This window comes from Pseudothermotoga thermarum DSM 5069 (assembly GCF_000217815.1).
Classification (GTDB): Bacteria; Thermotogota; Thermotogae; order Thermotogales; family DSM-5069; genus Pseudothermotoga; species Pseudothermotoga thermarum.
The window spans coordinates 246144-259643 of the sequence record NC_015707.1 but is presented as its reverse complement, the minus strand read 5'-3'; the positions used below and the strand labels follow the sequence as shown (position 1 = coordinate 259643).

Annotated in this window: 14 protein-coding genes; 8 read left to right on the top strand and 6 right to left on the bottom strand. The window is 39.1% G+C overall.

What is annotated here, in order from left to right:
- Nucleotides 1-36: 36 nt before the first annotated feature.
- From THETH_RS01265 to THETH_RS01245, 5 genes are read right to left on the bottom strand one after another with little or no spacing between them, the layout of a single operon-like run.
- Nucleotides 37-939: a homoserine O-succinyltransferase gene (locus THETH_RS01265; protein ID WP_013931575.1), complete on the bottom strand. Its 903-nt coding sequence runs from the start codon at nt 937-939 to the stop codon at nt 37-39.
- A gap of 13 nt (nt 940-952) precedes the next feature.
- Complete coding sequence (cysK, locus tag THETH_RS01260) at nt 953-1882, bottom strand: cysteine synthase A (protein ID WP_013931574.1); 930 nt, start codon at nt 1880-1882, stop codon at nt 953-955.
- Nucleotides 1883-1898: 16 nt separating this feature from the next.
- Entirely contained in the window at nt 1899-2348 is a 450-nt protein-coding gene (locus tag THETH_RS01255; RefSeq protein WP_013931573.1) for an RrF2 family transcriptional regulator, read from the bottom strand.
- Complete coding sequence (locus THETH_RS01250) at nt 2348-3640, bottom strand: homocysteine synthase (protein WP_013931572.1); 1293 nt, start codon at nt 3638-3640, stop codon at nt 2348-2350. The genes THETH_RS01255 and THETH_RS01250 overlap by 1 nt, the downstream gene beginning before the upstream one ends.
- Before the next feature lie 15 nt (nt 3641-3655).
- Nucleotides 3656-4087: an RrF2 family transcriptional regulator gene (locus tag THETH_RS01245; RefSeq protein WP_013931571.1), complete on the bottom strand. Its 432-nt coding sequence runs from the start codon at nt 4085-4087 to the stop codon at nt 3656-3658.
- A gap of 160 nt (nt 4088-4247) precedes the next feature.
- Between THETH_RS01245 and THETH_RS10615 the strand changes: the two genes are divergently transcribed.
- From THETH_RS10615 to THETH_RS01230, 4 genes are all read left to right on the top strand, one after another.
- Nucleotides 4248-4415, top strand: a complete 168-nt coding sequence (locus tag THETH_RS10615; protein ID WP_157723285.1) for a hypothetical protein — start codon at nt 4248-4250, stop codon at nt 4413-4415.
- 442 nt (nt 4416-4857) lie between these two features.
- Nucleotides 4858-5280: an extracellular solute-binding protein gene (locus THETH_RS01240; RefSeq protein ID WP_281013000.1), complete on the top strand. Its 423-nt coding sequence runs from the start codon at nt 4858-4860 to the stop codon at nt 5278-5280.
- Between the two features lie 54 nt (nt 5281-5334).
- Entirely contained in the window at nt 5335-6204 is an 870-nt protein-coding gene (locus tag THETH_RS01235) for a carbohydrate ABC transporter permease (protein ID WP_013931570.1), read from the top strand.
- A gap of 11 nt (nt 6205-6215) precedes the next feature.
- Nucleotides 6216-7055 (top strand): carbohydrate ABC transporter permease, encoded by an 840-nt coding sequence (locus THETH_RS01230; RefSeq protein ID WP_041446498.1) that lies wholly within the window; start codon nt 6216-6218, stop codon nt 7053-7055.
- A gap of 1 nt (nt 7056) precedes the next feature.
- Here THETH_RS01230 and THETH_RS01225 read toward each other — a convergent pair whose 3' ends face one another.
- Nucleotides 7057-7359 (bottom strand): hypothetical protein, encoded by a 303-nt coding sequence (locus tag THETH_RS01225; RefSeq protein ID WP_013931568.1) that lies wholly within the window; start codon nt 7357-7359, stop codon nt 7057-7059.
- Nucleotides 7360-7473: 114 nt separating this feature from the next.
- On the opposite strand from THETH_RS01225, the gene THETH_RS01220 reads away from it, so the two are divergent.
- The 4 genes from THETH_RS01220 to topA all read left to right on the top strand — a co-directional run bounded on the left by THETH_RS01220 (nt 7474) and on the right by topA (nt 13392).
- The gene (locus tag THETH_RS01220) at nt 7474-8664 is read left to right on the top strand and encodes an MFS transporter (protein ID WP_013931567.1); all 1191 of its coding nucleotides are present in this window, start codon (nt 7474-7476) and stop codon (nt 8662-8664) included.
- Between the two features lie 48 nt (nt 8665-8712).
- Nucleotides 8713-9765 carry a 3'-5' exoribonuclease YhaM family protein gene (locus tag THETH_RS01215; protein WP_013931566.1) on the top strand — a complete coding sequence of 351 codons (1053 nt, stop codon included), beginning with the start codon at nt 8713-8715 and terminating at the stop codon, nt 9763-9765.
- Nucleotides 9752-11167, top strand: coding sequence for a phosphoglucomutase/phosphomannomutase family protein (locus tag THETH_RS01210; RefSeq protein ID WP_013931565.1), 1416 nt, complete (start codon nt 9752-9754; stop codon nt 11165-11167). Before THETH_RS01215 ends, THETH_RS01210 begins: the two co-directional genes overlap by 14 nt.
- Nucleotides 11168-11235: 68 nt before the next feature.
- Nucleotides 11236-13392 (top strand): type I DNA topoisomerase, encoded by a 2157-nt coding sequence (topA, locus tag THETH_RS01205; protein ID WP_013931564.1) that lies wholly within the window; start codon nt 11236-11238, stop codon nt 13390-13392.
- The last annotated feature ends 108 nt before the right edge of the window (nt 13393-13500 follow it).

Genomic DNA, 13500 nt, shown 5'->3' with positions numbered 1-13500 from the left:
AACATTTGACAAATTATTGTGAAAAAATCCAAGATCTCACTTTACAAACTTTTTTTGATAAACATAATAATTCAACCAGTTTGCAAACAACAAATGTCCATGGCATCTCCAGTTTACTATTGGTTCAAGTTTTGGATCGTCGTTTGGAAAATAATTTTTCGGTATGTCTATATCCATTCCTCTGGCTTTGTCCCTTTCGTATTCTCGCTTTAAAGTCAAAGGATCGTATTCGGGATGACCTGTCACAAAGATGTGTCTTCTGTCCTTTGTTGCGGCTATGTAAATGCCAGCTTCATCGGATTCTGACAGAATCTCTATCTCAGGTATTTTCAACAGATCTTCTTTTCTGATCTCGGTGTGTCTCGAGTGTGGGGCATAAAATACGTCGTCAAACCCCTTGAAGAGATATTCGTTTTTATTTTTGATGGTATGTTTGAACACTCCGAACATCTTTTTCTTGAGCATGTATTTCTGTACCCCGTAACGGTGGTAAAGCGCAGCCTGGGGTGCCCAACAAACGTAATAGGTGGTTCCAACATTCGTTTCACACCAATCCATTATTTGTGTTAATTCTTCCCAGTAATCAACTTCCTCAAAGGGTAAATGCTCTACGGGAGCACCAGTTATTATAAAACCATCGAAAAATTCGCCTTTCACTTCGTCGAAAGTTTTGTAGAATTTTTTTAAGTGTTCAAAAGGTGTATGTTGCGGGATGCGTGTTTTGGTATACAAGAAAGTCACATGACAGATTATAGGTGTATTGCCCAAAACCCTCAAAAATTGGGCTTCTGTTTCCTCTTTATTTGGCATTAAGTTCAATATCCCGATTTTTACAAACGGTCCATCTTTTTCGCTTATTTCACCATAGGAAAAAACTGGTATACCCTCTGACTTGACAACTTTTCCAGAGGAAAGATCGGCTGGGACAACAACAGGCATAACTCACCTCTCCTTAAACTTCGTACAAATCTGTCGAAAGGTATCTCTCACCGGTGTCGGGCAAAATCACCACGATCATTTTTCCTTCGTTTTCGGGTCTAAGTGCCACTTGGGTTGCTGCAAAGGCAGCTGCACCAGAGGATATTCCAACTATCAGCCCTTCAGTTTTTGCAAGCAAGCGAGAGGTTTCAAAAGCTTCCTCGGCCTTCACTTTGATGATTTCATCTATTACTTTTAAATTCAACACATCTGGTATGAAACCTGCTCCGATGCCCTGAATTTTGTGCGGACCAGGTTGACCACCGGAAAGAACAGGCGAATCGTAAGGTTCTACGGCGACAATTTTGACATCAGGCTTGCGCTGTTTGAGAACTTCTCCAACCCCCGTTATCGTTCCGCCGGTACCAACACCTGCGACGAAGATGTCAACCTGTCCATCGGTATCTCTCCATATCTCTTCAGCTGTTGTTCTTCTGTGAATTTCCGGATTGGCGGGATTTTTGAATTGCTGTGGCATAAAGGAATTTGGAATCTGTGTTGCAAGTTCTTCTGCTTTTTTCACTGCCCCTCTCATTCCTTCGGAGCCCGGTGTAAGAACTATTTCAGCACCTAAGGCTTTTAAAAGTTTCCTTCTTTCCACACTCATCGTTTCTGGCATTGTCAAAATCAAGCGGTACCCTTTGATCGCTGCAACCATCGCAAGAGCGATTCCTGTATTACCGCTGGTGGGTTCAATTATTGTTGCACCTGGTTTGAGAATACCTCTTCTTTCGGCATCTTCTATCATGGAAAGGCCTATTCTATCTTTGACGCTACCACCAGGATTAAAATACTCTAACTTTGCAACAAGCCTTGCTTTTATTCCCTTTACCTTGCTGTAGTTGCCGAGTTCAACCAAAGGCGTATTTCCTATCAATTCTGCGAGATTTTTGGCTATTTTCATATACTTCCCTCCTTTGTTATATGTGGTAAATGTAACTTTTGACTTTGAACTTTTCGTATGCATCTAAAAGATCTTTGATGGTTATACTTTTTGCAAATTCTTCAATTTCAGTTTTCACTTTTTGCCACAATTTTCGCGTTATACACTGATTTGCCCTAGGACATTCTTTTAACCCGTTGGTTTTCAAGCAATCGATCAAATTCAAATCGTTTTCTGTGACTCTCAGAATGTCTAAAATCGTTATTTGATCAGCTGGTTTTGGCAAAACATATCCACCTTTCTTACCGCGAATACTTTTCAAAAGCCCTGATTTTTGAAGCTTTAAAAGAATTCTTTGCAAGTACTTTTTTGAAACACGAAGCTTTTTCGACAACTCATTCAAGCTCATTTGATTTTCGCTGGAGCAAGAGCCAAGTAGGACAAAAATTTTGATCGCCAGCTTAGATGTGGATGAAACTTGAAACATCATATCCTCACAGCCTTTCTCAACGCTTGATCCAAATCCCAAATTAAATCGTCCACATCTTCTATTCCTATCGATAGTCTCACCATATTCAAAGTGATGCCAGCTTTCAGCATATCTTCTTCGGAAAGTTGAGAGTGAGTTGTACTTGCCGGATGTATTGCCAAAGATTTTGCATCTCCGACATTGGCAAGGTGCGAAAAGATCTGCAGGCTTTCTATGAACCTCTTACAAGCTTCAACATCACCCTTCAAACCGAAAGTGAAAATTGATCCGGCCCCTTTTGGAAAGTATTTTTTGGCAAGTTCGTAGTACTTGCTGGTTGGTAAGTTGGGATAGTTGACCCATTCGACCGCAGGATGTGAGCTCAAAAACTCGACGATTTTTCGTGTGTTGTACAGGTGCTTTTCCATCCGAAGCGAAAGTGTTTCCAAACCAAGCAAAAGCAAAAACGAATTGAACGGGCTGATGCAAGCCCCGGTGTCTCTCAAAAGTTGTGCTCTAACTTTGACTATGTAAGCAGCTTCTTTGAAAGCTTTCGTGAAAGTCAAACCGTGATAACTTGGGTCTGGTTGTGTAAGTTCGGGAAATCTTCCGCTTGCCTCCCAATCGAACTTGCCAGAGTCAACGATCACTCCACCTAAGCTTGTTCCATGTCCTCCTATGAACTTTGTTGCGGAATGAACGACTATATCTGCACCATGCTCGAATGGCCTAAACAGATACGGTGTGGCGAATGTGTTATCGACTATCAAAGGTATTCCGTGTTCATGCGCGATCTTCGCTATTTTTTCCATGTCAACAAGGTTTGCGTTTGGATTACCTATGGTCTCAACAAAGATTGCCTTTGTCCTTTCGTTAATCGCCTTTTTGAAATTTTCTGGATCATCCGGATCAACAAACCTTACGGTTATTCCAAATTTTTTAAATGTATTGGCAAAAAGGTTGTAAGTTCCTCCATACAAGGTGGATGCAGAAACGATTTCATCTCCGGCTGAAGTTATGTTGAGAATAGCATAAGTTATCGCCGCAGATCCGGAAGCCACAGCTACCGCTCCCACCCCTCCTTCAAGTGCTGCCATTCTTTTTTCAAAAACATCTGTGGTTGGATTCATGATCCTTGTGTATATATTTCCTTCTTCTTCGAGCGCAAAAAGTTTTGCAGCATGTTCAGTGCTCTTGAAAACGTAAGAGGTGGTTTGATAGATTGGCACAGCTCTTGCACCAGTTGTTGGATCTGGAATTTGTCCTGCGTGAACTTGAAGTGTGTCAAAACCAAATTTTCTTTTTTCCACAGCCTTTTCCTCCTTTCATATGTAATACATCAAAGAATTCGGTTCCATAATTTCGGTGTATTCCCTTACCAAATCTTTCAAAGTTATGGAATCTAGCAGGTTCTCAATTCTTAAAGTCAATCTTTGCCACAAAAATTCCTCGATAAATCTGTCGAAATGATCATCTGATTGAGGGGATAGTGCTTTCAAGTTGGATTCAAGTATTTCAAGAATCTTCTTCACAGAAATTTGCAAAGCCTCGTCAACGATCTTATAACCACCGTAAGCTCCTTTAACTGCCCTCACTATTCCGGCTTTTGCAAGAATTTTGAAGATGCTCTCTAAATATTTCTGTGAAATTTTCTGTCTTTCTGCAATACTTGCAAGTGAGACATAACTGCTGTGCGAATGTGCAGCTAAATCTATCAAAGCCCTCAAACCATATCTACTTGTGGTCGATACTTTCAAATCCAATCCCTCGCTTTCTAAATATCCTTTTTCCTATAGGAATATTTCCTTGGCTAAAATTATACCAAAAAGATTTTGACTTGATAGGGATTGTTGATGATTTTTTAAGAGTATGGTAATATATTAGAAAATCAAGGTGTTACAATGTCAAACTGTGGGGGTGTTTTTTATTTACTACAAATGTCCAAAGTGTGGGGCGGTTTACTACTCGGCAGCGAAGCTTTCTGGAGACCAATTGATATGCGAAAAATGTGGCGCAACTGTTGAACCTATTGAGGACTACCAGCAGAAGGAATCAACCGACGAAAAAGAAAAACCTTCAAAATGAGTACCGTTTTTTCAGTTCAACTGCTTGCATAGCGTATGTTATGCTTATTACATTAAAGTCCGATCTATGAGTGTGTTCGAAAAATCAGGAATACACTTATTGTCCCATCAATCAAAGTGTTTCAAATAACCCTCGACAAAAATATACCCTCCTAATAAACAACAACAAAAATATTACCTTTACCCAGTTGTACAGTATCATCTTCACCCATATCCTCTTCTTCGCCATCTGCATGCTCTTTGTACCTTCACATCTGCCATACGCATTCTTTATTGACAATTTAAAACGAGTATGTTAAAATTATGTTCAAGAGATTGGAGGACCTGTCAACTTAAGAAGGAAAACTGCACTAATAGAAGAAATGGAAATAGCCACTTCACTATGTCCTCATCCCTCCTCTTGTACCATAACCTGCTTATGTTAAAACGCCTCTTTTCTCCCTCTGCCAGATGGGGTTCAAAGGGGAGGAGTTGTTGTAGGTGGTGGGAGCTTATGGATTTTAAAACAGAAAAATAAAGCTGAAGAAGAAGCTGCATGGAAGTTGGTAAAATACCTTGCTGAACCTGGGCCACAGATAATTTGGCATCAAGCCACTGGATATTACCCAATCAGAGTTGATGCCATTCAAAAGCTTCAAGTAAGTGGTTATTACGCTGAAAATCCGCATCATCTCACTGCTTTGCTTCAACTTCTAACAAGCGTGCAAAATTATAACACTCAGGGAGCCATAATAGGGGCTTTCCCAGAAGTTAGAGATGCTATAGAAAGCGCTATTGAAAAGATGATATCTGGTACCTTAACACCAAAACAAGCACTTGATGAAGCAGAAAAAGCCGCAAACAAAGCTATAAAAGAATACTTCTAAGACAATCGAGAGCTGGCCGGTTTTCCGCCGGTCAGCTTTTTGGAGGTTTGGAAGATGAGAAAGCATATTACACCTTACCTTTTGCTTTTACCAACTTTTGTGATAATAGTTTTGTTCATATATTATCCTGCTTACGATGCGTTTTATTCGAGTTTCTATAGAATTTCGGTTTTTGGTAATAGAAGGATATTTGTTGGTTTAAAAAATTACTTGGATTTGTTCAGAAATCCAGATTATTTGAACAGTGTGTCATTTTCTCTCATTTATACATTTGTTACTGTTACTGCTTCGCTGTTCTTAGGTTTTTTCCTTGCTTTACTTTTGGATCAAAAAATACCGGGAATAAGGATTTATAGAACCATGATATTCGCTCCTTATGCTATTTCATATGCCATAGCAGGGGCTTTGTGGGGATTCCTTTTGAACCCTGTGGTTGGTCATGTGAACTATTTGATGTTAAGATTTTTTGGTATACAGACTCACTGGCTAATCACAAGACCGTATGCTGCTTATTCGTTGATATTTGCTTCCGTTTGGAAGATACTTCCATTCAACGTAATTTTCTATTTAGCAGCCTTGCAAAGCCTTCCTGGTGAAGTTTTGGAGGCGAGCACAATCGATGGTGCAAGCAGTTGGATTAGAATTTGGAGAATAATCTTTCCACTTGTTTCGCCAATAACTTTTTATCTTGTGATAATGAACATAATTTCGGCTACTTTTCAATCTTTTGCAATAGTTGATGTTATGACCAAAGGTGGTCCCGGGAATTATACGACGACTTTGATCTACAGGCTATATCTTGATGGATTTAGATTTCAAAAACTTGGTCCTGCAAGCGCTCAGAATGTAATTTTGTTTTTAGTTATGATCGTCGTTACGGTCATCTACTTTTTCTATGGTCAAAAGAAGGTTCACTATCAGTGAGGTGTTAAATGATGAAGAAAAGAACTAAAAGAATGATAAGGGTGATCATCCTAGAAATACTTCTTGCATCAATCAGCGTGGTTGTTTTTGCTCCATTTTTTTTGGCGATTGTTATGAGCATACAACCTTCAGAATTCGTTTTTGTATTCCCTCCGCGTTTTTTGCCTAAAGGTTTTCATTGGCAGAACTATGTTCAAGCTTTCAAAGTGGTTCCATTTGGTAGGATGATACTAAATAGTGCAATTGTGGCTGTGTTGATAACATTTGGTAAGCTTGTTACTGGAACGTTTTCAGGTTATGCTTATTCAAATTTCAAATTTAGGGGGGACAAAATTTCTTTCTACATTGTTTTTGCCACTCTTTTCATTCCAGTAGAAATAGTTTTAATTGTGCCCCTGTTCAGAATTGTCAGCAAGTTTGGTTGGGTTAACACCTACTGGGCAATGACGATACCCTTCATGGCAAGCGCTACAAACACCTTTTTGATGCAACAACACTTTAAAACTATTCCAAAGGAATTCGAGGATGCGGCGAAAATAGATGGCGCAAACAGTATGCAGTATTTCTTCAAGATAATGCTACCTTTGTCCCGCCCGATAATCGCTGGGGCAAGTATCATAAACTTCACTTATGCGTGGAACATGTATCTTTGGCCACTCATAGTAGCTATGGAAGATAAGATGAAAACGGTTCAAGTAGCCGTGAACATGATAATGAACGCTGAATCTTCTCAAAATTGGGGAGTTATAATGGCTGCCACTGTTGTGGCGCTTTTACCAACACTTTTGATTTTCTTCGCACTACAGGATTTATTTGTAAAATCTTTAGTGAGTAGTGGTTTGAAAGGCTAAATTAGACCTCTTGTGAATATTCTCTTTCATTGGCATTTTCAGGTGGAAAAGCAAGGGAACCATTCTTTTCACCAAGAAAGGTTGTTGGGTAAAATTTAAGCCGAAACATCCATAACTTTCGAATAATTCTCACAGCGATTCTTACCAATTTCAAAATCAGGCCATTTTGCTGGTACAACATCATGCTCAAGATTTTAACGGTTTGATCTTTGCTCAAAATTTCCCTTGAAAAGCCTTTCGCTGGTTCAGCAAATAGAACTTTCGGATCATTTAAGCCCACGTTGGTCGAACTTTCAACCCTCATGGTTTTCCACCGAGTAAATTATCGACCAATTTTTAAGTTTTTTAAGCAATTACTTGCACAACTTGTGATAACATGTATTTTGAAAAAGCTTCTTTGGCTTTGGAGGTGTGCCTTTTGAAAGGTTATTTTCACTCTTTCAATTTCTTAACCGCTATTTTTTCGGTTTTAGCATACCTTTTGAGCGCTTATGTCAACACCATGGCTGCTAAGATTGGCGCAAGTTATTTCACGATTGGGTTGATAAATTTTTTTGCAGCTTTGGCGTATGTGATTTCAAGCCTTCTGTTCGGCGGATTTGGCGATAGATTTGGTCACAAAAGGTTTCTTAGCTTTTCTTGCTTTGTTTTTTCTGCTTTTCTTTCAATTTCACCTTTGTTGAAAGGAATAGCTGGCTTGTTTGTACTCGCCATCGGTTTTCAATTTTTCTTCGGTAGTCTTTATCCGCAACTTGTGGCGATAGTAACTAAAAACGAAAAATCCTATGGGGTTGATCATGCAAAAACGGTGGGACGTTACAATTTGTCTTGGAGCTTTGGAAACATCATAGGAATGGCTTTTGGACCGTTTTTGGCTGTGAATCTTCCTGTTTTGACTTTCTCTTTTGGTATAGCACTTTGTTTGGTTGTCGGGCTTTTTCTGGGATTTGATTACAAAAAGCATCGTGACACTTTCTACTTCAATCCGTCAAAAACGTTGAAAAAGGCTGAAAGAGCTCCAAGCATTTCCAACGCCAAGCTATATAGAAAAATCTACAGATTGATGCTATTTCTTTGCGGGCTTGTTTACACTTCCATACTCACTTTGTTTCCAAAAGTCATAAGCTCCCATGGTTTACCTTTGGGTTTAACTGGTTTTATAATCGTCGGCGCAAATCTTTCTGTTTTCTCCATGTTTTTGATTTTGTCCATCTATAGGAAATGGGTTGGTAACATCAAGGTATCACTTGCGATGCTGAGCGTTTTACCTATTACAAGCATTCTTTTGCTCCTTCCTAAAAGTGGTGTCTGGATGTTTTTCTTGATATCAATTTTTGGTGGAATGACTTATGCTACCGCCTATACTTTTGCGATTTACTACGGGATGATTTCAGAACATTTTGATCAAGGCAAGCAGGGAGGATTTCACGAGGCAACGATAGGTATGCTGTGGGGTTTTGGTCCTCTTGCAGGAGGGCTGATGATACAGATTTTCAAAAGCGAAGTTGGACTTGGGATAATGGGTTTGATCGTTTTCTTTGTGGTTTCGATCGTACAGTTTAAATTCATGAAACGTGTAAAAGCACAAAGCTTATTTGCTGGTGATTGAGGCATTTTGTATTTTTTTGGTAAAATTTTCTTGAAGGGAAGTGAAAATGTGCAGCTCGGTGACAAAATGCCAAAAGAATTAGTTCAAAAAGTTGTTTCAAGCTCTCTTGAAAAGTTTCCTTTGCTATCCGATATCATGAAAAAACTGAACGAAAATGTGGAAGTTGTGGCAAAAATTTCAAGCAAAAGGCTTCAAGAAACCAAAGATCAGAAAAAACTTTTGCTTTTGACTTTAGTCGATAGATCGGGATCTTTAAGAGCCGTTGATTGGCACAACGCTGAAGAGAATTTTGAAAAACTCAGCGAAGGAGATGTGATACTGGCCAAAGGTAGGATTGTCTATTTTGAAGATCATTTGCAGTTAAACCTTGATAAATCCAAAGATTCAGTTAGAGTTATGCAAGAAGAAGAGTATGATATAGAACGATTCGTTGAAACAACGCCTGAAGATATTGAAAAGCTTCAAAGAAAACTGAAAGAGTTGATAGACGATATTCAAGACAAAGAAATAAGGAATTTGCTAAAAGAGTTATTCGAAAAAGATGAGCAATTCTTCAGTAAGTTCATCAAAGTTCCTGCAGGAGTAAGCGTTCACCATACGTACATTGGTGGACTTCTTGAGCACACCGTAGCGGTTGCAAGTATTTGTAAAAAAATCTGGAGTGTATATGAGAACGCTTTGAACAAAGATTTGCTGATAGCCGGTGCCATCCTTCACGACATAGGAAAAGTTCAAGAATACACGATAACCAAAAAAGGTTTTGAGGTTACCACCGAAGGGGAGCTAAAAAGTCACATTGCACTTGGGGTAGAAATACTTCAAAGCAAAGCCAAAAACGTTCAGATTTCCAAAGGAAAATTGATGCAGCTGGAACACATAATTCTCTCCCATCATGGGGAACTTGAATGGGGTTCTCCGGTGGTTCCAAAAACTGCGGAAGCTTTTGTGATACACATGGTTGAAAACATGGATGCAAAATTGGCGCGCTTTAGAAGCATTTGTCAAAAAGAGAAAAAGAACGGTAACACAAAACTTTGGAGTGAATTTGACAAACACCTTCAAAGAAGAATTTGGTTGGGGGGATTCGATGAGGAAGATTAAGTTTGGAACCTCTGGATGGAGGGCAATAATAAGCGATGAATTTACATTCGAAAATGTAAAAATAGTAACTCAAGCTATCGCGGATTATTTGAAAAAGAACAACGCCAAAGCTGTAATTGTCGCAAGGGATACCAGATTCATGACTGAACATTACGCACAGCTTGTAAGTCAAGTTTTAACTGCAAACGGTATAAAAGTTTACATGCCCCAAGATCCAACTCCAACTCCCGTTGTCTCCTTCACGATAAGACATTACAAACTGGATGGTGGAATAAACATAACAGCTTCCCACAATCCACCTGAGTATTGTGGCATAAAGTTTAACCCATCTGATGGGGCACCGGCACCAACGAGCATCACTCAGCAAATTGAAGAACTAGCTGCAAAGGTTGATCCAAAAAAGATACCAACTATAAGTTTAAAGGAAGCTGCTTCAAAGGATTTGTTCGAGATATTCGATCCAAGGCCTGAATATTTTAAAGCGTTGGCCAAGCACATAGATTTTGAAAGGATAAAGGCTGCCGGTTTAAAAGCTGTTGCAGATCTTTTGTACGGAACTGCGGTGGGTTATTTGGACGAACTTTGCAGAAGATGTTGCGCTGAGCTGGAGATTTTACACGATTTCAGAGACCCGTATTTCGGTGGGGATAGACCCGAGCCAGACGAATCAAGAATGAAAGCCGTTGGAGAGATAGTTAAAAGAAGAGCTTTTGATTGTGGTATAGCAACTGATGGTGATGCCGACAGGTTCGGTGTAGTCGATGAAACTGGAAACTATTTAAAACCAAACGAAGTGATAGCCTTGCTTGCCCATCATCTGTATAAAAACAAACGCAAAAAAGGCCCGGTTGCAAGAACCGTTGCCACATCTCATGCTGTTGATGCCGTTGCTCAAGCTTTTGGGGAGAAATCTTTGGAAACCCCTGTTGGTTTCAAATATCTTGCGGCTCTACTTTTGAATGAAAACGTAGTCATAGCCGGTGAAGAAAGCGGGGGATTGTCCATAGCAAACCATGTGCCAGAAAAGGATGGGATCTTGGCGAATTTATTAGTTCTTGAAATGATGGCCTACGAAGGAAAACCACTTTCAGAACTTAGAAAAGAGTTTGCAAAAACCTATGGGGAGTTTTTCAACACAAGGGTGGATTTGAGTTTTGCAACCGAAGGAGAAAAACAAGACTTTCTTTCAAAGTTTAAACAATTTGATAGATACTTAAAAGATCTCAAGGTAGCTGACAAAGATGAAATCGACGGGGTAAGGTTTTTCTTTGATCAACCTGGAAGTTGGGTTTTAGCAAGGGCTTCTGGAACCGAACCAGTTGTTAGAGTTTACGTTGAGGCAAAGGATCAAAAAACTTTCCAAACTCTCATGAATGTCGTCAGAATGCTCATTCGAACCTGATTAATCCTCTTGACTTTCCCGTCGATGTAGTATACTGTCTTCGTGAAAAATCGAAATGGAGGGACAGGATGAGCAAAAAAGTAATTATCGTGGAATCTCCCGCAAAAGCTCACACAATTCAAGAGATTTTGAACGATGAATACGAGGTTTTGGCTTCAAAGGGTCATGTGAGGGATCTTCCAGAAGATGAATTTGGTGTGAATTTGAAAAAAGATTTTGAGCCAAAATTTGAAATAATCAAGGGGAAGGAAAAAACTATTCAAGAATTGAAGGAAAAGACCAAGGGAAAATCTGTCTTTTTGGCTTCCGATATGGACAGGGAAGGAGAAGCAATCGCTTGGCATCTTTCATTGTTGTTGGGGTTGAAAAACGGTAAAAATAGAATAATTTTCAGCGAAATTACGCCAAAAGCTATCCGTGAAGCATTGAAAAATCCAAGGGAAATCGATATGAAAAAAGTAGAGGCTCAGATAGCAAGGCGAATACTCGATAGAATCGTTGGATACAAAATCAGCCCACTTTTGTGGAGAGCTTTGAAGGCAAATTTAAGTGCTGGCAGAGTTCAATCAGCAGCACTTAGACTTTTGTGTGAAAGAGAATTACAGCGTTATAAATTTGAGCCAAAAAAGTTCTGGAGAGTTGAAGGCTACATAGGTGAAATCAAATTCAAGTTGACTCACATAGACGGCAAAAAAATCGAAATGCAAGATGTGAATGAAAAGCTAGCCAAGCAAATAGAGCAAGCTGTTGTAACCCTAAACGTAACTCGTGTCAGCCGAAGAACTATCAGGAAAAAATCCCCAGATCCTTTCATCACTAGTACCTTACAACAAGAGGCAGCAAATAAACTGGGCTTTTCTGTAAGCAAAACGATGCAGATTGCTCAGCAACTTTATGAAGGCGTAGAAACAAAAGAAGGCCATAAAGCTTTTATTACATACATGCGTACTGATTCAACCAGAATATCAGATTATGCTAGGCAGCAGGCAGAAAAATACATAAAAGAAAACTTTGGAGAAAAATATATTGGTGAGGTCAGACAATTAAAAAAAACTAAAAATGTTCAAGATGCACATGAAGCTATCCGACCTGTGGACGTTTATGTAACCCCAGAACGTGCGAAAAATTTACTTCAATCTGATCAATATAAGCTTTACAAATTGATATGGGATAGATTTTTAGCTTCCCAAATGGCTGATGCGGTGTACGAAGAAACGACAATTTTTCTCGAGAGTGGCCAGTACGGTTTTGAAGCAAAGGTTGAAAGACCAATTTTTGACGGTTTCGAATTAATTTATGGAAAAACTGCTTCGAAGAACGTCAAGATTCCTCAAGGAACAGTCAAAGTTGATCGATGGGAAATCGTCGAAGATGAAACCAAGCCTCCGGCAAGATATACAGAAGCATCAATGGTTCGCGCTCTTGAGGCAAAAGGTATTGGAAGACCAAGTACTTATGCAACGATTATATCAACCCTTTTGGAAAGAAAATACGTCGTAAAAAGAGGAAAGGAGCTTGTACCAACTGTGATAGGTTTTGTTGTCAACAATTACCTTCAAGAAAGATTTCCTTCAGTTGTTGATCTTGAATTCACGGCACGCATGGAAGAAGAACTTGATAAAATCGAACAAGGCAAGAAAAACTACAAAGAGATTTTAAGAGATTTCTACAATGATTTTTCTGATTACCTTAACAAAGCTCAAGAAAGCTGGTTTTCAATAGACTTTAAAACCAACAAACTTTGTGAGTGCGGGGAAAGCTTAACACTTCGAGTGGGTAAATATGGTCTTTACCTTACGTGTAAAAAATGTTCAAAAAGTCAATCGGTGAGATTAGATGAACTAGCTGTTCTTGACAAAGATACGATGTACTTTTATGAAGAAAATTTTGAAAAGAAATTTTGCCCAAGTTGCGGTGAACAGCTTAAACAAGTACGCGGAAAGTACGGTGTTTTTCAAAGATGTGAAAAATGTGGGAAAACTTATGGTTTGTTTGCAGAAGGAGAATGTCCTAAATGCGGTTCTGCTGTTGAAAGAAAAACTAGCAAAAGTAACAAAGTTTACTATAAATGCACAAATCAAGACTGTGATTTCATAAGCTGGCTTGAGCCAGCGAAAGAGAAATGTCCAAACTGTCAAAACCAGCTTTATTATAAAGTAATAGGATCAAGGAAAAGATTGTTCTGCGCAAACTGTAATAAGACGATTTGGAAGCGTAAAAGTTAGATTTCCAACCTCAGTACTAGACAGCTTATAGAATAATTTAGCTATTTTAACCTCTCAATTTTGGGTAGATCAATACTAGCTTCTTAATTGTCTTCGAAAAAGTTTTCT